This is a genomic window from uncultured Roseobacter sp., from assembly GCF_947491795.1.
GTDB lineage: Bacteria > Pseudomonadota > Alphaproteobacteria > Rhodobacterales > Rhodobacteraceae > Roseobacter.
In genome coordinates this window covers 1,011,445-1,034,389 of sequence record NZ_CANLKW010000002.1, presented here as the reverse complement: position 1 = coordinate 1,034,389, position 22,945 = coordinate 1,011,445, and the positions used below count along the sequence as shown (strand labels likewise).

Below are 22,945 nucleotides of genomic sequence, written 5' to 3'. Positions count from 1 at the left end.
TTGGGACATTTGCCGCGAAATACGCCGCAGTTCCTGTTGCATAACATCGGCTTCCTCACCGGTAAGCTTTTGAGATAGAACAGTAATCAGAAACAGCACTGCAGCAAATGCGGAGACCGGATAGCAGAAAAAAAAGACCACAGCCACCCACTCCTGAGATTCTGACTGCCGAGCACTTGCCGCTTGATTCTGGCGTGTTTTCGGGCGCCTGGCACAGGCGGTTTCCAATAGAGACACGTACGTGAGCGCAGATCGGGCCAGTTTCAGGCCCTGGTCTCTGTTTGCGATTCCGACGGCACGGGTTTGAGGGATTGCGGAAGATCTCAGCTTACAGCTTCGCGAACTTTGCAAGGTCAACAATATCCTGCACCCGGCGCTTTGATGTGACCTCGGCCTTCCCCAGCTGGAACGGCACCGTGATGACTTGCGACTCGTGATCTATTCCCCCGGTACTCACTTTGATCACGGCTGCCAGAACCGCGAGATCTATTATGATCATCAGCTTGCCGGGGCGCAGATCAATCCGCGCTTGTTTCAGGATGTGCGCGAAATGCGAAGATACGCGTTAACGTCTGCGGCTGTTTTTGTCCGACAATATGCCCACAATCGCTGGCAGGGCTCTGAGGCCCGCCTTCTCTTTCATCCGGCCCGTAAACATGCACCTATGCGAGACGGCTTTTCAGCAAATCTCCTGATTTCAGCAGGATCGGGTGGCCTACCATGGAAAACGCCGTGTTGATCTGCTTCAGCGCCCTGAGCGTTTCCTGATGAATGTTGCTTGTCTCAATACTTTCAGCGAGCCCCTCGCGCAGTCGGCCAATATGGCTGCGCTGAAGTTTCTGCTCAACCTTGCGCACCTTTTCCTTGGCCGCGACCAGTTCGCGGGCTTCGGCCGGGTTCTGGTTCATCATCACATTCAGGGCGAGCTGCACATTGCTTTGGACCCTGTCTGTAAAATCACGGATTTCCTCGCGTCCCTGTGGCGAGAAATGCAGTTTCTGCATATCCAGCCTTTTGGCGAGTTCGATCATGATCCGTGCAATAGCATCGGACGCGGAATCGAGGCTCGTTGAAATCGAGGCAAGCTCCATAGAGCGTCTGCTCAGCTCTTCATCCATGCCTTTCTGACCAAGGCGCGCCAGATACAGTTTGATATCCAGATGCGTTTGTTTGATCGCCTTGTCCCGCTCGGCAATCCGGGCCGCCGTCGTGTTGTCCCAGTGGTCATACAATGGTTCGACCGCGATCAGCATCTGTTCGATCTTCTGACCCATTCCAAGCAGTTCACGTGCCGCACAATCAATGGCGCGTTGCGGGCGATCCAGCAGAGAGGGATCAAGTGCGCTGGCGGCCTCCAAGGCTCCGTTCGGACTGGGTTTTTCAACCATGAAATAAGACAATGCCGCAGTAACCGGCCCCACAAAAGGAAGAGCTGCCAGGGCCAGAGCGAAGTTGAAAGCAAGATGCAGATTGATGGTTTGCCGGGCAGGCGTCGCCCCAAGCTGGTTCATGACATCCGGCAGCGCTGCAATCAGAAAGGCCGCAAATGCAGCGCCACCCCCCCGCAGGATCAGGTTTGCCATGATCATCTTTCGTGACGCCAGTGGCGCAGACCAGGTCAGCACAAATGCGATGATCCCTCCACCAAGATTGGCCCCAAGTATCATTGCCGCCGCAGCAGAAACCGGCAGGATGGATTGTCCGGCAAGCGTGACAAAGAGCAACACCGCCGCCACGCTTGAATGCACGCCCCAGGCAAAGACGGCACCAATCACAAAGGCCGTCAGCAGATCCCGTCCCAGGTATGTCATAACAGCCTGGGTCCCGGGGTTGGAGATCATCGGCTCGGTTGCATCCCGGATCATGTCCAGCGATACGAAGATCAGGGCAAGCCCGATCATGATCCGCCCGACCTGCCGCGTGTTGCTGCCCTCGCCGCGCAGAAAAACTGTGACCCCGACCACAAGCAAAAGCGGGATCAGAATGGGCTGCCGGACGACCAGGAGCTGCGTCACCACAGCAGACCCCACGTCGGCGCCCAAAAGGATCGCAAGCCCGGTAACCGTTGCCAGACCGCCCTTGGACACAAAATTGGACACCAGAACCGCAACCGCCGTGGCGCTTTGCAACAGGACCGCCGCACCCATTCCAGTGGCTGCCGCAAGCAACCGGTTCCGGGCGGAATGCCGCAGCCAGATGCGCATGGGTGCCGCAAATCCACGCTCAACCCCTGTCCGCACCAACCGGACTGCCCAGATCAGCAGCGCGGCCGCGCCTGCTATATGGATCAGAATCTGAAGGACGTGTGGTTCATTCACCGGTTTTCTGCTTTCTGTCTTGTGGTGCGGTCAGAAGGGAAAAGGGCCTGTTCCGGCAACCGGTCCAATTCGGATGGATTGGAACCGCTTGTCCCATGTGTGCAGCAAACACCCATCGTTTTCAATCATATAGCCAACCGGAGCATCGGAACGGCGGTCATAGGCAAAGGTGCTGCAGGGAGACGGTGAAGACATGGCAACATGGCCCGAGATATCGCTGATCATCAGGCTGTGGATGTGGCCACACACCAGACGCAGCACACCGGAATACCCGGCCAGAATTTCCTCAAGCGCCTCTTTGTTGGTCAGCCCGATTTTGTCCATGAAGGCGATGCCGCAGGCAAAGGGTGGATGATGCAATGCCAGAAGCACTGGCGCACCGTCTGCCTGTAACAAAGCACTTTCCAGGAACCCCAGGCTGTCCCGGGACAGGAAGCCTGCCCCCTGCCCCTCGACCAGCGTATCAAGGCCAATCAGTCGGATATCGCCGAATTGCCGCGACCAGTTGAGTGCACCCGTTTCCGGCAGGTCGTACGCAAAGGCCGCTCGCATCGGTTCCCGGGCGTCGTGGTTGCCGGGAACGACACAGACCGGCAGGTCCAGAGGCGCGATGAGTGATCGGAACCGGGCGTAACTCCCGGCCGAGCCATCATCACTCAGATCGCCGCTGACAAGCAGTGCGTCAATCGGGCCGATCTGATGGCGGATGCTGCCGATCCTTTCGACCAGTCGCGCCAGCGTGTCCGCAGTGTCCAGTTTTCCCGACACTACCGCTCCCTCAGGCACAATATGCGTGTCGGAGATTTGCAATATCGCCGTCATTTGATCCCTGCGCGCAGGAAGGCCTGCACAAACTGACGCTGGAAGATCAGGAACGCGATCAACAGCGGAGCGACAGACATCAGAGTTGCAGCAGAGATGATACTGATATCAACGCCATTCTCCGGCGCGCCGAAGATCGACAAACCAACCGTCAGGGGGCGCGTGTCGGGCGAGTTGGTCACGATCAGTGGCCACAGGAAGTTGTTCCAGTGGGTCGAGACGGACACCAGCGCGTATGCCAGATAGGTGGGTTTGGCCAAAGGCACATAGACCCGCCACAAAATGCCCAGGAGCCCACAGCCTTCGATCCGTGCGGCCTCATGCAGCTCGATGGGAACGCCCTTGAACGCCTGCCGCATCAGGAAGATACCAAAAGCGCTGGCCATATAGGGCATACCGACACCGAGGATTGTGTCGAATAGTCCGAGGCGCGAGATCATGGCGTAGTTTTCAACGATCAGCACTTCGGGCAGGATGAAAAGCTGCATCAGCACCAGAATGAACACGTAATCCTTGCCTGGGAATTGCAGCTGCGCAAAGGCAAACCCCGCCAGCGTTGTCAGAAAGAACTGGCCGATCAGGATGACTGTCACCAGCAGGAAGGTATTGATGAAATACTTCAGCCAGGGCGCGCCGGCCCAGGCGACGCGGAAGTTCTCCAGAGTCCAGGGCGAAAAGAGGTTCAGGTTCACGGCATCCGAGGTCGAATGCGTGGCCGCCCAGAAGGCAAAGAGCAGAGGTGCAATCCAGATGATCGCCAGCAGGATCGCGCCAAAGCTGTCCATGAATTTGGTCAGGGCCTTCATTGGTAATGCGTCCTTTTGTCAAGGTAGAAGAACTGCACCGCCGCCACGATCCCCAGTACTGCTATGACCATGATCGTCATGGCGGCCGCACTCGGGGCATCGAAAAAGGCAAAGGCCATTTCCCAGATGTAATAGAGGATCAGCTTGGACGCGTCGGACGGACCGCCTTTGGTCAGAATAAAGAGGTGGTCGATCAGCTTGACCGAGTTGATCATCGCATTCACCGCGATAAAGAGCGTTGTGGGCATTAAAAGCGGCAAGACGATGCGGCGGGTATAGGTCCAGCGGCTTGCCCCTTCGATGTCGGCGGCTTCTTTCAGGTCCTCAGGGATCGTCTGCAAGGCGGCCAGATAAAAGATCATGAAGAACCCTGCTTCCTTCCAGATCGTGACAATGATGATCGCCCAAAGCGCCGTTTCCGGCTGGCCCAGCCAGTTGACGGACGGCAGTCCAAAAAGGCTGCCGATCTGGTCGAGGACGCCGAGACCGGGGGTATAGAAGAACAGCCACAGGTTAGCGGCGGCAATCATCGGCAGGACAGTCGGTGTGAAATAGGCGGTGCGGACAAAGCCGCGCGCGCGGATCTTGCCATTGGCCCAAAGCGCCATCGAAAGCGCGATAAAGATCGACACCGGAATCGTGATGCCCGCATACAAAAGGTTGTTTTTGACCACAATCCAGAACGTTGGGTCCGCGAAAAGGTCTGAATAGTTTTCGGTGCCCACGAACTCAGTGGGCTTGCGGCGGGTGCCACGCGAAAACATGCTCGACCACAGGGTCGCGACGGAGGGATAGAACGCGAACAGCGTCAGCAGCACAGCCGCCGGGGAGAGCAACAGCCAGCCGTAAATGGCCTGCCTGCGACGTTCGAGGTTGGCATGGGCTGACATGGCATGTCTCCGGGGAACTGCAAAAGGCCGGGCCGACACGCAGCGCGCATCGGCCCGGCGGTTGGGTTACTGGTAGTCTTTGAGCAGGCGCTCGGCGGCTGCCTGTGCTTCGGCCAGTGCCTCCGCCGGCTCTTTCGCACCGGTCAGCGCGGACTGAATCGCGTTGTTCAGACCGTCGCGCACGCGTGCTGTCTCAAAGGTCGAAAACTCGGCCACGGCGTTTTCCAGCTGATTACGTGCCACAAGAGCAGGCGGGAATTCAGCCGTGTAGGCCTTGAGTGCTTCGGTCTCATAGGCGGCGGGCGACACGCCCATGTACCCCGTGCCAATGGACCAGGCCGCGGCCTGTTCAGGCGAGGTCATGAACTGCATCAGCTTGAGCGCTGCTGCACGTTCTTCATCGGTCGTGTCCTTGAACAGGTAAAAGTTACCGCCGCCGGTGGGCGAGCCTTTGCGCACATTGGCAGGCAGTTCCGCGACACCAAAATCAAAGCTCGCGCCATTTTTCACCGCTGTAAGGTTGCCGGTGGAGTGCCACATCATCGCGGTCTGGCCTTCGAGGAACGCCTGACGCAGGGTACCCCATTCGACGGTGCCCGTCGGCATGATGCCGTGTTCGGTCGAGAGCGATTTCCAGAACTCCAGCGTTTCAACGACAGTCGGATCGTCGAAATAGGTGGTCAGACCGTCACCGGACATTACTTCTTTGCCGTTCTGGATCGCGAGCGCCTGGAACATCCAGTAGGGATAGCCGGTAGAGGGGATCATCAGGCCGTAGGTGTCGCCCGCGGTCAGAGCCTTACCCGTCTCGATGATCTCGTCCCAGGTTGTGGGCGGCGCTTCGGGATCGAGACCGGCGGCGCGGAACATATCTTTGTTGTAATAGGCCACGATGGTCGAGCGCTGGAAAGGGATGCCCCATGTCTGCCCTTCGATTTTGCCATTCGCCATCAGAGCGGGGTAAAAACTGTCCAGCCATGCCTTGTCGGCGTCGGTTGTTGCAACTTCCTCAAAGGGCAGGATCAGATCCTGCTCGATCAGGTCATAGGCGTCGATGGAAAACATCACCGCCAGCTGCGCAGGCTCACCGGATGCAAGCGCCGACAGAGCGCGCACACGGGTGTCGTCGTAGTTGCCCGAATAGATGGCGTTGACTTTGATATCCGGGTTTGCCGCCTCGAAATCAGCGACGATGCCGTCCACCACTTCGGTCAGCGCACCGCCAACGGCAATCGGATAATACATCGTCAGTTCTGTCTCGGCCGTCGCCGGAGCCGCCAGACCGGCGGCCATTGCAGTTGCAAGCCCCAGTCCTGTTGTCGAAAATAGTTTCATCTCTCTCTCCCTTGGTTGTCAGTCATTGTTTACTGGCCTCGCAGACATCAGCCCGCCAGCCTTTGGCCCGCCGCATCGAATACGTGCAGATTTTCGTCGTTAAATGTGATGTCGATCTCGTTGCCCTCGGCCATCATCGACAGCCCTGGCTTCAGCACGCAGAGCCCGGTGGTGCCTGCGTGATCGAGCCCGATCAGGGTTTCCGCGCCCAGAAATTCGCTTTCGGTGACAGTGCAGCGCATCCGCCCGTCACCCTTCGGCACGATCTGTATGTTTTCAGCCCGGATGCCGATTGTTTTGCCTTCGCCAAACCCACCGAGAACACCGGACTCGAGCAGCGCCATGGGCGGCGCGCCCACAAATTCGGCAACAAAGGTGTTGTTGGGCCGGCTGTAGAGGTCTTCGGGTGCGCCGACCTGCTGAATGTGACCGTCTTTCATGAGCACCACAGTATCAGCCATGCTCATGGCCTCGGTCTGGTCGTGGGTGACATAGACGACCGTGATCCCCAGATCGCGTTGCAGTTTCTTGATGTCCTTACGAACGGCGTTGCGCAGCTTGGCATCGAGGTTCGACAATGGCTCGTCCATCAGACACAGGCGCTGGCCTGCGACAATGGCGCGGGCCAGAGCAACACGCTGACGCTGGCCGCCGGACAGCTCGCCCGGTTTGCGGTCTTCGAGCCCGAGCAGCCCGGTGATCTCAAGGGCGCGGTGCAGCTTCTCCAGCCGCTCTTTTTTGGGGACACGTCTGACTTTCAGGCCGAACATCACATTCTCGGCCACGGAAAGATGCGGGAACAGGGCATAGGACTGAAACACCATCGACAGATTCCGGTCGGACGCGGCACTCGTTGTCACATCCCTGTCGTCAATCAGGATCTTGCCCTCGTCCGGCAGTTCAAGACCCGCCAACAGGCGCAGCGTCGTCGATTTTCCGCACCCCGAAGGGCCCAGCAGAGCGGTAAAGCTGCCCTCGGGAATGTCCAGAGTGATCCCTTCGACGCCCAACTGACCGTTCCAGCGCTTTGCCACGCCATCGAGCTTCACAAACGGAGGCGTCGTCATGTTGGTTCTCCTTCGGCCACAAGCAGCCTGCTACTGATGTTTTGCGTCAGTGATGTGAATGGGCCACCCGGGAGCCGGTCGATAATCGTCATATCCATGTCCGAGATATTGTCGCCAAGCGCAGGCGCCGGGCGACCAAACTTTGACTGATCGACAACCAGAAGAGACCTGGTGGAACTCGCGCGAATTTTCTGACGCGCACGCACTTCGGTTGAGTGGAAGTCCAAAAGCGCTCCGTCTTCCGCGATCCCGGCGACACCGAACACACCAAAATCCGCCCGGTACCGGCCGAAAAACTCCAGAACGTCATCGCCCAGGATGTCCCGGTCTGGCAAGCGCAGCTCGCCCCCCGGCAAGATAATCCGGTTGGAAACTTCTTCGCTCAAGACCATTGCCGCACTCAGGTTGTTGGTAATAACCGTCAGATTGTTGCGACAGCGCAGCGCTTGCGCGACGCTCAGCGGCGTGGACCCGATAGAGAGAAACAACGTGGCGCCATCCGGAATAAGACGTGCCGCTGCCTCGCCGATGGCCTGCTTGCCCAGTAAATTCGTGCCAGCCCGCTGGTCGAAGGGCGTGTTCAAAAATTCCTGGCTGAGCTCAATCCGGCCATGAACCCGGTGGAGCATATCCCCTTCGCACAGTTTATCTACATCCCGCCGGATCGTCTGCATCGAGACGTCAAAGCGTTCTGCCAGTGAACCAACGGTGACAGCACCCCGTTCCAGAACCAAAGCCGAGATCGCCTCGCGTCGTCTTCGCTTCTTGGATGACATTCAACCCCTCCAGCCTTGAGTCTGGAACAACGTTAGTAGGCAAAAAGCAACAAAACAACATTTTTATCTGCGTCTCGTCGCTATTGACCTGCGAATTTCACTGAAATCGTCGCGCAACAAAACACCCTCCGCAGATTTTTTTGTTGTTTTGTTGTTTTTCATTCCACCGACGTTCTTTTTCCTTACAGTGGAAACGAATAGCGGAGCTGACCCTGGGGTAGAAAAGCATGCTTACAACGCAGTCGATTTTTGACCGCTACCAGGAGGTCCGGGCGCGGTTGCCAAAGGTTGTGGCACGTGAAAGCTCTGTAGAAATTCAGTCATTGCTGGAAATAGCAGACGAGGTCGATGCCTTTGTTTTCGACGCTTTTGGCGTGCTCAACGTAGGCGAAACGATGATCCCTGGCGCGGACACACGGCTGGACCAGTTGCGTGAAAGGGGCTGTGCCATCCGCATTCTGACCAATGCTGCCAGTTACGACCGCAGCGGAGCCATTGCCAAATTCAAGCGCCTGGGCCTGCGCGTTGAGGACGACGAAATCATTACCAGCCGGGAAGCAACCCTTCAGAACCTGAGCAAAGCGCATTGGGGTGTTATCGCCGCTGAGACTGACCCATTGAGCGACCTGCCCGTGCAGACGACGCGCCTGAAAGACGCCCCCGAAGACTACAACAGGGTTGACCATTTCCTGTTTCTGTCAACCGCCGACTGGACCCTTGCGCAGCAGGAGTTGCTCGAAGCAGCCATGCAGGACCGCCCGAGAACACTGCTGATCGGAAACGCTGATCTGGCAGCCCCGCGCGATGATGGTTTTTCTGTCGAGCCCGGGTACTACGGCCACAAAATAGCGGACCTGTTCCCCAAGCACGTTCAGTTCTTTGGAAAACCCTTTCCGGAGGTCTACGATCTCATCGAGGCGACACTGCCGGGGCTGGCATCTGATCGCATTGCGATGTGCGGTGATACGCTGCACACAGATATCCTCGGGGCCGCGGCCCGTGGATGGCGAACCGTGCTGGTCACCCAGGATGGACTGTTTTCGGGTTTTGATACGCGGCCATTCTCGGAAGAGTCGCGCCTCTTTGCCGATTGGCAACTCCCCCGGATCTGAACGATTTCGAACATTTTCACCGGACAGTACGCCCCTGTCCGCTGGCAGGGAGTTTCCGGGCGGGCGCAGATGTTTGTTCAGGTTGTTTCGATCAGAATGCTCTTGTCCGGCACCAGATCTCAAACGGCCTGGATCAGCCGCTCATTCCTGTTTTGCAGTCATCTGAGCAGCTTATTGGTCTGGCTCCCAGTGCCCTGTCTGGTTCGTGAAAGCCGCGACAGGTTTGCCCTGTAATGCGCTGTTTGCGAGCGGCGTGCTTGATGTCGCAGATGGTCTCTTCGGCGGAGCCCCGGCATCTGTTTCATGAACGTATTGTCCGGCCCAAAAAATGACCCGTACTGATCACCCGGGCAAACCCGCGCGACATTTGCGCCCGTATGCGACGGTATACTGTCGACGCAGCAGTAGCCTTCGGGTATGAGGGCGCAAATACAGCCATCAGGAGCATCTCATGTCCGATATCATTTACACCAAAGTGGACGAAGCGCCGGAACTGGCCTCTGCGTCATTTCTGCCGATCATTCAGAAGTTTGCCGCCGCCGCCGGCGTGACCGTTGGCACAAGGGACATCAGCCTGGCGGGGCGCATTCTTGCAGCCTTTCCGGAAAACCTGAGCGAAGATCAGCGCCAGTCAGATGATCTTGCCGAACTGGGCCGCCTCGTCAAAACGCCTGAAGCGAATGTGATCAAACTCCCCAACATCTCGGCCTCGGTACCCCAGCTGGTTGCCGCAATCAAAGAGCTGCAGGCAAAAGGGTACGCCCTGCCCGACTATCCCGAGGCACCGCAATCGGAGGCCGAAAAGGACGTCCGCGCCAGATACGACGCGATCAAAGGTTCTGCGGTCAACCCGGTTCTGCGTGAAGGAAACTCCGACCGGCGCGCGGCAAAGGCCGTGAAAAGTTTTGCGCAAAAGAACCCTCACCGCATGGGTGAATGGACCGCGGACAGCAAGACACATGTGTCATCCATGTCCGGCAATGATTTCGTCTCCAACGAAAAGTCTGCCACGCTGAGCAGGGACGCTGTTGCCCGTATCGTACTGGAAACTGACACTGGCGAAACCGTCCTGAAAGAAGGTATCGCCTTCCCGGTCGGAACCGTTGTTGATGCGACCTTCATGAGTGTTGCGGCGCTTAAGGAATTTCTCGCGGCAGAGATCGAAAAGACGAAATCGCAGGGCATTCTGTTTTCGATGCACCTTAAGGCGACAATGATGAAGGTTTCGGACCCGATCCTCTTTGGCCACGGTGTGCGCGCGTTTCTTGCCCCGGTGTTTGAAGCACACGGCGACACACTCGCTGATCTGGGGGTAAACCCGAATTCGGGGCTGGGCGATCTGTTCGCGCGGGTCGAAGGGCATGATGACATTCTGGCCGCCATTGAGGCCTGCATGGCGGACCGCCCGCCCATGTATATGGTCGACTCCGACAAGGGCATCACTAACCTGCACGTCTCTTCGGACGTGATCATCGACGCATCAATGCCAGCGCTCATCCGCGCCGGCGGCAAAGGATGGGGTCCCGACGGGAAAGAGGCAGACGCCAACTGCGTTATTCCCGACAACTCCTACGCGCCTGTTTACGACGAGACGATCCGGTTCTTCAAAGAAAACGGAAAGCTGAACCCGGCAACCGCGGGCACCGTCCAGAACATCGGCCTTATGGCGCAGAAAGCAGAGGAATACGGCTCGCATCCGACGACCTTTGAGATACCGGCTGCCGGTACTGTCAGAATGATACTGGACGACGGCACGATCCTGCACGAGCACGTGGTTGAAGCGGGCGACATCTGGCGTTCGGCCTCAACGCGCAAAGCCCCGATCGAAGACTGGGTGAACCTCGCGATCTTCCGCCAGAAAGCGGAAGGCTGCAGTGCCATCTTCTGGCTCGATGAGACCCGTGCGCATGATGCCGAACTGATCGCATACGTCCGCCCCATTCTGGAAGCACAGGGCGTGGCCGACCGTTTCAGCATCATGGCGCCGCGTGAGGCAACGCGTGCTTCGCTGGAAATCATCACGGCAGGCGACAATACCATCGCCATAACCGGTAACGTCCTGCGGGATTACCTGACCGACCTGTTCCCCATTCTGGAACTGGCAACGTCGGCAAAAATGCTGTCGATTGTGAAACTGATGAATGGCGGCGGTCTGTTTGAGACGGGCGCCGGTGGTTCTGCACCCAAACACGTACAACAGCTCGCAGCACAGAACCATCTGCGCTGGGACAGCCTGGGTGAATTCTGTGCGCTTGGGGAAAGTCTGGTTTTCCTCGCGGATGCGCGGGGCAATGAAAAAGCACGTGTGCTCGGGGCAACTGTCGAGGAAGCCACGCAGGGCATTCTGGACAATGACCGCTCCCCTTCGCGTAAGGTCGGGGAGCCAGACAACCGCGACAGCCACTACTGGTTTGCCCGCTATTGGGCGGAAGCACTCGCAGCACAGACAGCGGACGCCGGTCTGGCAGAGCACTTTGCCCCGGTCGCAGAGGCACTCGCGGCCAACGAAGTTAAAATCCTGGCCGAACTGGCCGCGGTCCAGGGGCCTGCCGCAGACCTGGGCGGATACTACCGGACAGATGCCGCCAAAACAGATGCGGTCATGCGGCCGTCTGAAACTCTGAACGGCATTGTCGGCTGATCTGAGCACAGACCGCGCGTTGCGACGCAATGCGCGGTCACCTTGCAGAAACTGATCGTGGATTGGTTATGTCCCTGCCCCTATGGCTCGGGATACATGCCGACAACACGATAGCGCTAGAGCTTCGGCATGGCAGGTTCCTTCGCGATCCGGCGTATCCACCATATCGGATCATCGGCCGGAAACGTGCGTAGCGATCCGCCGTGATTTCTTCAGCGGTCTGCAGACACCTCAGGTATCCAGCCACCAGTCACGCAATTCTTCCCGCGACAGGGCCTCTTTCAGTCCGATCGCGACAATACCCTCAGAGGCAATCGTCGGTCTTGCCCGGATTTCTTTTTGCTGGCCCACAACATGAACCTCCCAACCACCGCCGCCTGTATCCGTCAGCAACGCTTTCAGTCGCAGCAGACCTACGGGCAGGCTGGCAAGACGCGTCCGGATGGCATCACCCGACAACGCCGGTGGCGCGCTCTCTGACCAGTGGACGTAGGCAGGGTGCACGGGAACGGAAGCCGCCGAAGCGGGCGACAGATCGGTTCGGCCGAAAATTGTCGCACAGATCGTGGCCAGATCACTGACGCTGGTCCAGTGCAGATATCCTTCCTGCCTCAGCAGCGGAGCGACATCTGCCGGGTCTGTTTTACTGATCGCAATGAGATCTGCAGAATGCAGTTGCTGCCTCACCTGGTCTGAGATACGCGCATCCTCAAGGCAGAAGCGCAGGTTCACACCGTCTGCGACAGTGATTATACCTGCATAAACAAGGTCTTTTTCAGCCAGAGATACCGCAGCAATCCTTGCGGGATCAGCGATGCCGCTGGCTTCAACCAGGATGTGGTCAGGAGGTGGGTTCCGGTCCAGCAGGTCCCCGATCGAATAGAAAAGATCGCCCGACATCGTGCAGCAGACGCAGCCGTTGGTCAGCTCGATTGTGTCTGTGTCCGCAGACTGCAACAGCGCCGCATCAATGTTGACTGCCCCGAAGTCATTGACCAGAACAGCCAGCCTCTGCCCGTGATCTGCACTCAGCAGCTGGTTGATCAGGGTCGTTTTTCCCGCCCCGAGGTACCCGCCGATGACTGTCAGAGGCACACGGTTCACAGCAGGTGCACCCGGCCCCCGGAAACAGTGCCCAGAACCGGAATGTCTTTGAGCGGAGATCCGTCCCCCGCAGCAGGGTCTGCGCCGAGCACAGCAAAATCCGCGCGTTTCCCCGGTTCGATACTGCCGATCTCGTGGTCCAGTCGGAGTGTTCGCGCAGCCCCCAGTGTAATGAGTTCCAGGGCTTCCGAAACGTCAATGCGCTCTTCCGGGCCAAGGACAGCGCCAGACATCGTGCGCCGGTTGACCGCACACCACGCAGTAAAAAGAGGGGCCAGCGGCGTCACCGGAGCGTCGCTGTGAATAGCAGCGTTGACGCCTGCATCCAGAGCGGTGCGGACCGCGTCCATTCTGGCGGCGCGGTCCGGCCCGATGGTCAGTGCGGCGTGCTGATCGCCAAAGTACCAAAGATGGTTGGCAAAGATGTTGCACGCAACGCCAAGCTCCCACGCACGCTCGAACAATGCCCTGTCCATCATCTGACAGTGCTGGAGCACGTGCCGGGCACCGGGCCAGGGATGCGCACGCGCAGCAGCCTCAAGCGCATCCAATGACACTTCGGCGGCCTCATCGCCGTTGACATGGATATGCATCTGCACACCGCGGCGTTGCATTTCCGCTGTCAAAGCAAATATTTCCTCTGGTGCGGTGTTCCAGATACCGTTGGGCTGCCCCCCGACATAGCCGGGCCAGCGCACCCGTGCCGTCCAGCCCTGAATAGACCCGTCCGTCATGAGTTTGACCGCCCCCAGGCGCAGCTTGTCTGTGGATCTTGCGCGCAACGCCAGCGCTTTGTCAGCCACCTCGGACGCAGCACCCGCAGCGCCCAGCGCCGGTACGATCCGGAGAGGGTAATCCTCCTGCCCCGTCATGTTCAGCATCAGCTCCAGGTCCTCTTCCTCGAGCATGGAATAGAGGTCCGTCATTGTGGTTACGCCCGCGCGGACAGCGATTTTGCCATAGTTGCGGATTGCAGCCTCGCTTTGCGAAAGCGTTCGGAAGTCGATTCCCATGCGGCGCAGCACAGGGAACATTGCAGCCATCTCCTGCAATTCACCCGTTGGCGCACCATCGGGCCCTTTGACGACACCCTCAAGCGGGGTATCTGCGTCATAGCCCGCCATCTCAAGTGCCGCGGAGTTCACGCACATTAGATGAAAGTTGGAAAAAAGCACCGCAACGGGACGCTTCGCTGACACCTGGTCCAGATGGGATCTGTTCAGACGTTCAGATGACAGAAAAATGGGGTCAAAACCCCAGCCGAATACCTTGTCATTGGATTGCGGCGCCGCCGAGCTGAGCCGTTCAATCATTGCTTCTGCGGTATCGATCCCCGCCCAGTGCCGGCCATCCGGATCCGTCCGGTCGTGGTATCCCACATAGGTGAACTGCCACATCGCGCCGGCCATCAGATGGGCGTGGCCCTCGACAAAACCCGGCATGAGCACCGCATCTGCAAACCGGTCATCCAAAACCGCGTCCCCCCAGGGAGCGGCACAGTCACTGTCGCCAACCGCAAGAATGCGGCCATCGCGTACTGCAACGTGGCTCGCCTCCGGACACAGTCGGTCCATAGTGATGATCTTGCCGGCTTTGAAAACGCGTATTTCACTCATGTGCTGGGTCCGTTTTTGTTGCCGCAGCTTTGCCCATTCCTCTGCCGTAGTCCATTCAGACCGGAACATAATTCCTTGACGTAGCGGCCACTCCCGTGATCCGCTCGGGGAAAACACAGAAAAATCAGACACAAATCGGACAGGGAGGTCCAGAATGATCAGAAGACATGTACTGAAATCCACAGCGGCGCTGATGCTGGTGGCGATGACGGCACTGCCGGCGGCAGCAGCTGATGTGACAATGAACGTTGGCTTTGGCGCGCCGGAAGAGTCGCTCTATGGCCGTTTCGGAAAAATCTTCCAAACCAAGGTCGCCGAGATTTCCGGCGGTGCCATTGAAGTCAAACTGCGCTGCTGCAATCAGATCTCGAGCGAGGATGAAGCATTCAAAGCGATGCAGCTGGGCACAGTGGATGGCTTCTTTATCACGGCCAACAACGTCTCGCCGCACTGGCCGCTCATGGACGTAACAGTGCTGCCCTACATTTTTCAGAACGACGCCCACCTGGCGCGTGTTCTGGACGGCGACGTCGGGCAGATGATGAAAGACAAACTGCAGGCCGATACCAGCGTACATATGCTGGCATTTGGACCGGCGCTGTACCGCGACTTTTACAATTCTGTACGCCCCATTAATACCATGGCTGACATGGATGGTCTGAAAATCCGCGTGCCGAAAAACGAGGTGATGATAGCCACATTTGAAGCTTTTGGCGCGAACCCGGTCCCCCTGGCCTGGTCCGAAACACCGACGGCCCTGCAGACCGGCACTGTTGACGGTGGCGACAACGGAACTTCGTTCATCCGCGACATGAAATTCTTTGAGTTTGAACCGCACCTTGTGATCCTCGAGCACTTTGTGTCCTTTGCACCGCTCTTTGCCTCGGACAACTTTATGCGCAAGCTGACCGATGAGCAGCGCGCACAGATCATGGAAGCAGCAGAAGCCGCCGGTGCGGAATTTGCAGCCCAGGTCGCAAACGAGACCGAAGAAGTGCGCCAGTGGCTGGTGAGCGAAGGTGGCATGGCACGGACAGACCCTGACAAAACAGACTTCGTTCTGGCGGCCAAAACCGTTCAGGACGACTTTGCTGCGAAACGCGGCGAGGAGTTTGTCGAACTGGTGAAAGCCATTCAGGCCGCGGCCGAGTAAAGCCGTTCTGAAACCGTCCGGGGCCCGGTTTACGTGCCCCGGACAAAATCCAAAACAGGGGCAGTCATGAAAGCACTCAGATGGCTTGAGCGGCATTTCGAAGAACTTATCTGCTGCGTCTGTTTGTCGGTGATCGCTGTGAGCGTCTTTGCTCAGGTCGTCGCCCGCTATGTCTTTCAGGTGGCCCTGCACTGGACCGAAGAGACCGCAGCCATGTGCATGGTCTGGGCGGTCTACATGGGTGCATCGCTGTGTGTGCGGGAACGTTTCCATATCCGTATCATGGTAGCGGTCGCCGCCCTGCCCCTGTCGTTCGGCAGGATTGTGATTTTCGCAGCTGACATTCTGTGGGCGTTTTTCTGCCTGTTCATGCTCAAAGTAAGCTGGGAATACCTCGCCATCTTCTGGCGGTTCCCCGAGACCAGCCCGAGCCTTGGGATCAACCAGTTTTATCCGCAGACCATTCTGGTCATAGGTTATGGGCTGATGCTGATCAGGCTGTTCCAGACCTATGCCGAATGGTGGCGCGACGGTGCAGATGGTCTGCCGGGCATGCTGGCAGAAGAATGGGAAGATACATCCAGCGATCAGGAGCGCCCGCTGTGAGCCCGCTGATGATCCTGGCCATTGCCTTTGTCGTGCTGACGATCATGGGCATTCCGCTGTTCGTGTCGGTGGGTCTGACGACGGCACTGGCCCTCTATCTGATCGACATTCCTTATACGCTGATGGCCCAGACCGGCTATGGCAGCCTGACCCCTTTTCCCCTGCTGACCATTCCGCTTTTTGTCCTTGCCGGGCGGTTGATGGAAGTGGGTGGCATGGCCAACCGGATGATTGCCATCGCAACAAATCTTGTGGGTGCCTATCGCGGCTCTATGGGTCTGGTGACTGTTTTCGCCTGCATGCTCTTTGCCGCTTTGTCAGGCTCTGGTCCCGCAACGACAGCCGCCATCGGGTCCGTCACCGTGCCTGCGATGAAGCGGGACGGCTATGATGTCCCGTTTGCGGCTGCGATCACAGCCAGTGCCGGCGCTCTGGGCAGTCTGATACCGCCCTCTAACCTGATGATTATCTACGGACTGGTATCCGAGACCTCGATACCACGGCTCTTTCTGGCCGGCCTGCTGCCCGGGCTGATGGTGACAATCCTTCTGATGATCACGACCTACATTATCGCACGGCGGCGCGGATATGGTGGCGATGGTGCCGCGTTTTCCTGGGGCCCGTTTCTGAAAGCGGCCTGGGATGGGAAATGGGCCATCGGTGCGCCGGTACTGATCCTGGGCGGCATCTATGGCGGGGCTTTCACACCCACAGAGGCCGCGGGCGTCGCCGTCTTTTATGCGCTTTTTGTCGGTCTGTTCGTGTACCGCGAACTGACACCCAGAAAGATCGTTGAGGCATTGCGTTTTACAGCGTTGCTGACGGGTATTCTGATCTTGCTGACCCCGACACTGGCCTTTGGCCAGCTGACGGCCTTCTATGATGTGCCCACCGCCGTGCAGGAAGGCATCACATCCATCACCGACAACGTTTTCCTCGTTATGCTGCTGATCGGTGTGTTCTATATCTTTATCGGGACGTTCATGGAAAGCCTGGCGCAGATTGTGCTCTTTACGGCGGTTTTCCTGCCCCTGGTCACTTCGCTGGGGGTTGATCCGGTCATGTTCGGTGTCTTTACCGTCATCACCTGCGAAATAGGGTTTCTGACGCCGCCGCTAGGGGCCAACCTTACCGTGGCAGCACGTATTTCCGGTATCTCCATCGAGCGGATATCCGTGGCTGTCCTGCCGTTTATTCTAGCCTACATCATCGGCATGGTGATCCTGATTTTCTTCCCGGAACTGACACTTTTCCTGCCAAACTGGGCATATGGCGAAGCAAAATAAGAGGTCTGCATGTTTGATGTAATCCTGAAGGGCGGAGAGATTTTTGATGGCAGCGGTGCGGCCGGTGTGGTCACTGATCTTGGCGTGACAGACGGTAAAATCAGCGAAATCGGGGATCTGAGCAAAAGCACTGCTGACAGGACAATCGATGTCAGCGGGCTGACCGTGGCGCCCGGTTTTGTGGACATGCACACGCATTCCGATTTCACGCTGATTGCGGACGGCCGTGCTGAAAGCCAGGTTCACCAGGGGGTCACCACAGAGGTCATTGGCCAATGCGGGATCAGTTGCGCGCCGGTCTGTTCGCACAAAGACATCCGCTCTGTGTCACCCTGGTACACGGATCAGGCAAAACACCGGAACTGGCTTGGGTTTGGCGAATACCTTGATGCGCTGGACGCCTCTGGTCTGGGCGTGAATGTCATGGCTTTTGTCGGACACGGCACCATCCACCGCGCCGTTCTGGGCGACGCGCTGCGCGCAGGCGAGCCGGAAGATGTTGACGCCATGGCAAAGCTGGTTGACCAGGCCATGGAAGAAGGTGCGGGTGGGTTTTCATCAGGGCTTGAGTACTTCCCTGGCAGTCTTGCAGCACCCGAGCATCTTGTCCCGATGTGCGAAGTGGCCGCAGAACGCGGGCGGCTTTATGCAACGCATGTGCGCAACCGTGATACGCACTACGATCTCGGATTTGCCGAGGCAATCGCCACCGCCCGCCAGGCCGGTGCGCGCCTTCAGATCAGTCATATCCAGCCTAAATTCGGCGCGCCGGACTATGCCATGAACCATACACTGGAGATGATCGAGCTCGCCCGTCAGCATGACGTGGACATTGCATTTGACGTTATTCCGCACGATTGGAACCACACGCTGATGGCAGCGATCCTGCCAAAGTGGGCACAGGCGGGCGGAGTGGATGAGGTGATGAAACGTCTGGCTGACCCTGAGGCACGGGCCCGGATCAAAGCCAACCCTCAACCCATGTGGCTGATCGTCAAAGCTGAGAAATGGGAAGACATCGTTCTACTGAACGCGACCGAGAACAAAGACATCGTGGGCGCAGATTTTGCTGAAATCGGACGTATGCGGAATACGCACCCCTATGACGCCGTCCTCGACATTCTGATGGAGGAGGGCGACAATCTGATGTCCTGCATGTGGTCATCCAAAAGTTTCCGGGACAGCGACCTGGACCTGTGCCTGCAGCAACCGGAATGTGCAGTCATCTCGGATACCGTTGCCATTGCCAATGACGGTATCCTCAAAGATCATATCGGCTCGCTCAGTGGTTATGGCTGGGCGGCGCGGTTTTTGCAGTATTACGTCCGGGACAGGGCAGTTCTCAGTCTGGCCGAGGGCATCAGCAAAATCACTTCCGTCCCTGCGGAGCGCCTGGGCCTGAAGAACCGCGGGAAACTGCGCCCCGGATATGCGGCAGATATCTGTGTTTTTGATGCGGCGCATATCGCGAGCAATGCAACCGCCAAAAACCCGCGCCGCTATGCCTCTGGCATTGCCCATGTTCTGGTCAACGGAAAACTGTCCATGTCAAACGGCGCGCGGACAGATGTGAATGCCGGACAGGTCATCCGGGAATTCTCAGGCTGACCGGGCGGGCCCTTGCCAGCGACCGGCACGGAAACTCCGCGCCACAAACCGCAGCAGCACATTGGCCTGATTCAAATCCCCGCCCTTGCGAGGGCCCTCAAAGCCAGCGAAAACACCGCGCAGCACAGGCCACCGGGTCGATCACTGCGACATTCAGCGTGCTGCGCACTTCCTCCACGACCTTTACCATGCCGGCACATCCCAGAACCACAGCATCGATGTTGTCCTCCGCCTGGGCGCGCTCCGCTTCTGCGCGGATAAGGCGACCAGATTTTTCCGGATCTGCTTCGAGGCTCAGGACAGGCACATCGGATGCGCGCACCCGGCCCAGATGGTGCTGCAGTCCCATCTTCCGAATGTTGCTCTCCAGCACTGGCACCGAAACGGCAAGGGTCGTCACCACACTGAACCGCCACTGGCGCAGTGCCGCATAGTGATACGCCGCCTGCCCTAATCCGATCACAGGGCACATCGCCGCCTTTGCCGCCTCGGCAAGAGCCGTGTCATCAAAGCACCCCACAATGATCCCTGCAGCACCCTGCCCGGTCGCCTTGTCGACAAGCTCAAGGAGCGGGCCGGTCGCCAGAATACCATCGGCCTCCCCCTGGATGGACGGCGGCCCCTTGTGCGATGTCCAGCCGGTGAAATGCAAGTCAGGCGCTGCCAGCTGCGCCTGCAGCAACATGGCATCGGTCATAGCAACCGTGCTGTTGGGGTTGATAATGAAAATACTCACGATGGATTAAACCATGCCCTTGCCCGCATCCGAGCCTTTGCGGGCCCTGGCGCGACTGGTCAGCCAGGCAAGCAGCAGAAACACACCGATCACCAGAAGCGAAAACACCGTTGTCAGCGTGCCCAACGCAAAAAGCACCGGAGATGTCACGTTGGTCGTCATCCCGAAAATCTCCAAAGGCAGTGTGTTATAGCTGCCCGAGGTCAGCAGGGTACGCGCAAATTCATCATAGCTGAGCGTGAAACCGAACAGAGCCACACCAATCAGCGAGGGTGCGATAATCGGCAGTACAACGTATCGGATGGTCTGCCATGGCGAAGCCCCCTGATCACGCGCGGCCTCCTCGTAGCTGCGGTCGAACCGGTTGAAGACCGCAAACATGATCAGCAGACCAAAGGGAAGCGTCCAGGTCAGTTGCGCACCGAACCCAGACGTTGACCAGTGCACCGGCAGACCCGATTGCGACCAGATCAGACCAACGCCCAGTGACACAAGAATGGAAGGGATCACCAGTGACGTAATGATCAGGTAAAACAACAGACCAGACCCGGCAAAGCGTTTGCGGAATGCAAGCCCGCCCATGACCGACACCACCACCGTGGTGACCATCACCATGAACCCAAGCGTGAGTGACCGGCTGAAAGAGCCCCAGATATCACCCACGGCCTGCTGTTCGAACAGGTCTCTGAACCAGTGCAGGGATACGCCGCGCATGGGGAATGTCAGCCCACCGGTCGGGCCCTGAAAAGACAAGATGCCAATCGTCAGGGTCGGGCCGTAAAGAAAGACCAGAAACAGCACAAAGAATGCGGCCAGAAAATAGAAAGACCGTGGTCTGGGTTCCATCTCAGAGCTCCCTGCGAATATCGACAAAGCGCAGAAGGATACCGATCAGCAACAGTACAGTGCACAGCAAAACAACAGCGGTGGCAGAGGCGGACGGGTATTGCAGCAGCGCGATGTCATTCTGGATCATCCGCCCGACGTTGGCAGACTGGCTGCCCGACATGAAGCGGACTGTGATGAAATCTCCCATGACCAGAGCCACTACAAAAATCGTGCCGATCATGATGCCAGGTTTGGTCAGCGGCAGGACCACAAACCACAGGGTCTGCCAGCCGCTGGCGCCTGCGTCCGATGCCGCCTCGATCAGGGATTTGTCGATCCGCATCATCGTGTTGAAAATCGGAACGACCATGAACAGTGTGTAGAGGTGCACAAAAGCCAGAATGACACTGAAATCGCTGAAGAGCAGCCATTCAACGGGCTCATCAATCACGCCCCATGACATCAGCGTCGAATTGGCCAGGCCATTACGTCCCAGAAAAGGAATCCACGAGATCATCCGGATGATGTTCGACGTCCAGAACGGAATGGTGCACAGCAGAAAAAGCGCGATCTGCCATGTCAGGCTGCGGACGTGAAAGGCAAGAAAATAGGCCACCGTAAACCCGATGACAAAGGTGAAGGCCCAGGTGATCGCTGCATACTTAAAGGTATTCAGAAACACCCGGTACGTCACTTCTGACGAAAACAAAAACGCATAGTTATCAAACAGGAATGCCGGATAGATCGACCACTCTGTTGCCCCCCAGAAACTGACCACACAGATCATCACAACCGGTGCCACAAGAAACACACCCAGCACCAGCGCCAGCGGCCCGGCCATCAACCATCCCGTAATATGTCGGTTACTCAGCATGCTCTGTTCTTCTTCTGGCCGGAAATATCCCGCAGGGGGGTCCGGGGGGAGGCCGCGCCTCCCCCCGGCAGATCGCCGGCATCAGCCGGCGACAATACTCATGCAGCGATGAACTCATTCCATTTGCGCACCATGTACTGGTTTTCGTCCATGACCGCATTCCAGCAGGCCACAGCCCCCATCCGGTCGTAGAAGGATCCGCCATCGCGTACCGCGCCCGCCTTCTCCATCACATCGCCGAACGGGTTGGTGATATCGCCTTTGGCTTCCTTGCCCTCGAACCAGAAACCCCATTCGTCTTCAGTCATGAAGTTTTTCGAGGTTTCCGGCACAGCGGAGTAATACCCCTGGCGCATCAGGAAACCGCCAACCCAGCCACTGAGATACCAGTTGATGTACTCATAGGCTGCATCCAGCTCGATACCTGACAGCGACGCGGAAAGCCCAATGCCACCCCCCCAGGACCGGTAGCCCTCTTCAAGTGGCTGGTAGACGCATGGGATCCCCTGGCTGCGCACCGCCGTGATCGCGGGTGACCACATCGACTGGATCACAACCTCGCCTGATGCCATCAGGTTCACGCTCTCGTCGAACGATTTCCAGAAGGCGCGGAACTGTCCGTTTTTCTTGGCCTCGGTAAAGATGCCCAGCGTCAGGTCGATCTCTTCCTTGGTCATGTTGCCTTTGTCCGGGTATTTGTATTCGCCCATGGATTCCACGACCATCGCCATGTCCATGATCCCGATGGATGAGATATCCAGGATCGACGCCTTGCCCTTAAACTCCGGGTTCAGCAATTCAGACCAGTTGCTGATCGGCCGGCCGATCAGATCAGGCCGGATGCCCAGCGTATCCGCATTGTAGATTGTCGGGATCAGGGTCATCCAGCCGGATTCTTCCTGAACAAAATCCGTACCGTTTGCACCGGATGTAAAGCCCACAGTGTGTGGTGCAGTTCCCTGCGCAATCACACTTTCGGGTGTGAGTTTGCCCGATCGGAAAGTACCGACAATCTTGTCGTAGTTTTCAATTTTGGACGTATCCATTGCCTGCAGATTGCCCGTCGGCCAGACCTTTTTGCAGATCCAGTATTCAATGTCGGCGATATCAAAACTGTCCGGCTGCGTGGCTGCGCGCTGTGTCACGCTGTCAGAATCCAGCGCGGTCATTTCCAGGCTGAAGCCAAGGTCTTCCTTGACCTTTGATGCCACTTCATTGAGGTTGGACACCCCGGTGCCAAACTGGCGCAGTGTCACATCTTTTATGGCCTGTCCCCATACCATTGGAGCCGGAAGCGCGGCGGCCGCCACCGCCGCGCCACCAGTCTTCAGCACGGACCTGCGCGAATAGCGTATCTTTGGAATTGT

At 57.9% G+C, this 22,945-nt stretch carries 20 protein-coding genes; 6 read left to right on the top strand and 14 right to left on the bottom strand.

Annotated elements, in window-relative coordinates; genetic code table 11:
• Positions 1-328: 328 nt before the first annotated feature.
• From Q1A34_RS12015 to Q1A34_RS11980, 8 genes are all read right to left on the bottom strand, one after another.
• Entirely contained in the window at positions 329-499 is a 171-nt protein-coding gene (locus tag Q1A34_RS12015; protein WP_300034069.1) for a hypothetical protein, read from the bottom strand.
• 163 nt (positions 500-662) lie between these two features.
• Positions 663-2,318 carry a Na/Pi cotransporter family protein gene (locus Q1A34_RS12010; protein ID WP_300034068.1) on the bottom strand — a complete coding sequence of 552 codons (1,656 nt, stop codon included), beginning with the start codon at positions 2,316-2,318 and terminating at the stop codon, positions 663-665.
• 30 nt (positions 2,319-2,348) lie between these two features.
• Complete coding sequence (locus Q1A34_RS12005; RefSeq protein WP_300034066.1) at positions 2,349-3,140, bottom strand: phosphodiesterase; 792 nt, start codon at positions 3,138-3,140, stop codon at positions 2,349-2,351.
• Positions 3,137-3,946: a carbohydrate ABC transporter permease gene (locus Q1A34_RS12000; protein ID WP_300034064.1), complete on the bottom strand. Its 810-nt coding sequence runs from the start codon at positions 3,944-3,946 to the stop codon at positions 3,137-3,139. Before Q1A34_RS12000 ends, Q1A34_RS12005 begins: the two co-directional genes overlap by 4 nt.
• Complete coding sequence (locus Q1A34_RS11995) at positions 3,943-4,836, bottom strand: carbohydrate ABC transporter permease (RefSeq protein WP_300034062.1); 894 nt, start codon at positions 4,834-4,836, stop codon at positions 3,943-3,945. Before Q1A34_RS11995 ends, Q1A34_RS12000 begins: the two co-directional genes overlap by 4 nt.
• Before the next feature lie 66 nt (positions 4,837-4,902).
• Positions 4,903-6,171 carry an ABC transporter substrate-binding protein gene (locus tag Q1A34_RS11990; RefSeq protein WP_300034060.1) on the bottom strand — a complete coding sequence of 423 codons (1,269 nt, stop codon included), beginning with the start codon at positions 6,169-6,171 and terminating at the stop codon, positions 4,903-4,905.
• Between the two features lie 47 nt (positions 6,172-6,218).
• A complete protein-coding gene (locus Q1A34_RS11985; RefSeq protein WP_300034058.1) occupies positions 6,219-7,238 on the bottom strand; it encodes an ABC transporter ATP-binding protein in 1,020 nt (339 codons plus the stop codon).
• On the bottom strand, positions 7,235-8,014 hold the full coding sequence (locus Q1A34_RS11980) for a DeoR/GlpR family DNA-binding transcription regulator (RefSeq protein WP_300034056.1): 780 nt from the start codon (positions 8,012-8,014) through the stop codon (positions 7,235-7,237). The genes Q1A34_RS11985 and Q1A34_RS11980 overlap by 4 nt, the downstream gene beginning before the upstream one ends.
• A gap of 227 nt (positions 8,015-8,241) precedes the next feature.
• Here Q1A34_RS11980 and Q1A34_RS11975 point away from each other — a divergent pair, with 227 nt between their 5' ends.
• Both Q1A34_RS11975 and Q1A34_RS11970 read left to right on the top strand, forming a co-directional pair.
• On the top strand, positions 8,242-9,126 hold the full coding sequence (locus tag Q1A34_RS11975; RefSeq protein WP_300034054.1) for an HAD hydrolase-like protein: 885 nt from the start codon (positions 8,242-8,244) through the stop codon (positions 9,124-9,126).
• Positions 9,127-9,577: 451 nt separating this feature from the next.
• Positions 9,578-11,767, top strand: a complete 2,190-nt coding sequence (locus Q1A34_RS11970; protein WP_300034052.1) for an NADP-dependent isocitrate dehydrogenase — start codon at positions 9,578-9,580, stop codon at positions 11,765-11,767.
• A gap of 231 nt (positions 11,768-11,998) precedes the next feature.
• On the opposite strand, the gene Q1A34_RS11965 is transcribed toward Q1A34_RS11970, so the two are convergent.
• Together Q1A34_RS11965 and Q1A34_RS11960 are read right to left on the bottom strand one after the other, a co-directional pair.
• The gene (locus Q1A34_RS11965) at positions 11,999-12,871 is read right to left on the bottom strand and encodes a GTP-binding protein (protein WP_300034050.1); all 873 of its coding nucleotides are present in this window, start codon (positions 12,869-12,871) and stop codon (positions 11,999-12,001) included.
• Entirely contained in the window at positions 12,868-14,487 is a 1,620-nt protein-coding gene (locus Q1A34_RS11960; protein ID WP_300034048.1) for an amidohydrolase, read from the bottom strand. The genes Q1A34_RS11965 and Q1A34_RS11960 overlap by 4 nt, the downstream gene beginning before the upstream one ends.
• A gap of 154 nt (positions 14,488-14,641) precedes the next feature.
• Between Q1A34_RS11960 and Q1A34_RS11955 the strand changes: the two genes are divergently transcribed.
• The 4 genes from Q1A34_RS11955 to Q1A34_RS11940 all read left to right on the top strand — a co-directional run bounded on the left by Q1A34_RS11955 (position 14,642) and on the right by Q1A34_RS11940 (position 19,140).
• Complete coding sequence (locus tag Q1A34_RS11955; protein WP_300034046.1) at positions 14,642-15,640, top strand: TRAP transporter substrate-binding protein; 999 nt, start codon at positions 14,642-14,644, stop codon at positions 15,638-15,640.
• 66 nt (positions 15,641-15,706) lie between these two features.
• Complete coding sequence (locus Q1A34_RS11950) at positions 15,707-16,246, top strand: TRAP transporter small permease (protein WP_300034044.1); 540 nt, start codon at positions 15,707-15,709, stop codon at positions 16,244-16,246.
• Positions 16,243-17,532, top strand: coding sequence for a TRAP transporter large permease (locus Q1A34_RS11945; protein WP_300034042.1), 1,290 nt, complete (start codon positions 16,243-16,245; stop codon positions 17,530-17,532). The genes Q1A34_RS11950 and Q1A34_RS11945 overlap by 4 nt, the downstream gene beginning before the upstream one ends.
• A 9-nt stretch (positions 17,533-17,541) precedes the next feature.
• Entirely contained in the window at positions 17,542-19,140 is a 1,599-nt protein-coding gene (locus Q1A34_RS11940; protein ID WP_300034040.1) for an amidohydrolase family protein, read from the top strand.
• A 97-nt stretch (positions 19,141-19,237) separates the two neighbouring features.
• Here Q1A34_RS11940 and Q1A34_RS11935 read toward each other — a convergent pair whose 3' ends face one another.
• The 4 genes from Q1A34_RS11935 to Q1A34_RS11920 form a co-directional block, all read right to left on the bottom strand.
• Positions 19,238-19,876: an aspartate/glutamate racemase family protein gene (locus Q1A34_RS11935; RefSeq protein ID WP_300034038.1), complete on the bottom strand. Its 639-nt coding sequence runs from the start codon at positions 19,874-19,876 to the stop codon at positions 19,238-19,240.
• Positions 19,877-19,882: 6 nt separating this feature from the next.
• Positions 19,883-20,722, bottom strand: coding sequence for an ABC transporter permease (locus tag Q1A34_RS11930; RefSeq protein ID WP_300034036.1), 840 nt, complete (start codon positions 20,720-20,722; stop codon positions 19,883-19,885).
• A gap of 1 nt (position 20,723) precedes the next feature.
• On the bottom strand, positions 20,724-21,578 hold the full coding sequence (locus Q1A34_RS11925) for an ABC transporter permease (RefSeq protein ID WP_300034034.1): 855 nt from the start codon (positions 21,576-21,578) through the stop codon (positions 20,724-20,726).
• A gap of 98 nt (positions 21,579-21,676) precedes the next feature.
• The gene (locus Q1A34_RS11920) at positions 21,677-22,942 is read right to left on the bottom strand and encodes an extracellular solute-binding protein (protein WP_300034141.1); all 1,266 of its coding nucleotides are present in this window, start codon (positions 22,940-22,942) and stop codon (positions 21,677-21,679) included.
• Between the last annotated feature and the right edge of the window lie 3 nt (positions 22,943-22,945).

What these genes read in the sequence shown, in the direction of transcription:
- Q1A34_RS12015 (WP_300034069.1), bottom strand. Translation starts at nt 499, where the DNA reads ATGATCATAATAGATCTCGCGGTTCTGGCAGCCGTGATCAAAGTGAGT.
- Q1A34_RS12005 (WP_300034066.1), bottom strand. Translation starts at nt 3,140, where the DNA reads ATGACGGCGATATTGCAAATCTCCGACACGCATATTGTGCCTGAGGGA.
- Q1A34_RS12000 (WP_300034064.1), bottom strand. Translation starts at nt 3,946, where the DNA reads ATGAAGGCCCTGACCAAATTCATGGACAGCTTTGGCGCGATCCTGCTG.
- Q1A34_RS11995 (WP_300034062.1), bottom strand. Translation starts at nt 4,836, where the DNA reads ATGTCAGCCCATGCCAACCTCGAACGTCGCAGGCAGGCCATTTACGGC.
- Q1A34_RS11990 (WP_300034060.1), bottom strand. Translation starts at nt 6,171, where the DNA reads ATGAAACTATTTTCGACAACAGGACTGGGGCTTGCAACTGCAATGGCC.
- Q1A34_RS11985 (WP_300034058.1), bottom strand. Translation starts at nt 7,238, where the DNA reads ATGACGACGCCTCCGTTTGTGAAGCTCGATGGCGTGGCAAAGCGCTGG.
- Q1A34_RS11980 (WP_300034056.1), bottom strand. Translation starts at nt 8,014, where the DNA reads ATGTCATCCAAGAAGCGAAGACGACGCGAGGCGATCTCGGCTTTGGTT.
- Q1A34_RS11975 (WP_300034054.1), top strand. Translation starts at nt 8,242, where the DNA reads ATGCTTACAACGCAGTCGATTTTTGACCGCTACCAGGAGGTCCGGGCG.
- Q1A34_RS11970 (WP_300034052.1), top strand. Translation starts at nt 9,578, where the DNA reads ATGTCCGATATCATTTACACCAAAGTGGACGAAGCGCCGGAACTGGCC.
- Q1A34_RS11960 (WP_300034048.1), bottom strand. Translation starts at nt 14,487, where the DNA reads ATGAGTGAAATACGCGTTTTCAAAGCCGGCAAGATCATCACTATGGAC.
- Q1A34_RS11955 (WP_300034046.1), top strand. Translation starts at nt 14,642, where the DNA reads ATGATCAGAAGACATGTACTGAAATCCACAGCGGCGCTGATGCTGGTG.
- Q1A34_RS11950 (WP_300034044.1), top strand. Translation starts at nt 15,707, where the DNA reads ATGAAAGCACTCAGATGGCTTGAGCGGCATTTCGAAGAACTTATCTGC.
- Q1A34_RS11940 (WP_300034040.1), top strand. Translation starts at nt 17,542, where the DNA reads ATGTTTGATGTAATCCTGAAGGGCGGAGAGATTTTTGATGGCAGCGGT.
- Q1A34_RS11930 (WP_300034036.1), bottom strand. Translation starts at nt 20,722, where the DNA reads ATGGAACCCAGACCACGGTCTTTCTATTTTCTGGCCGCATTCTTTGTG.
- Q1A34_RS11925 (WP_300034034.1), bottom strand. Translation starts at nt 21,578, where the DNA reads ATGCTGAGTAACCGACATATTACGGGATGGTTGATGGCCGGGCCGCTG.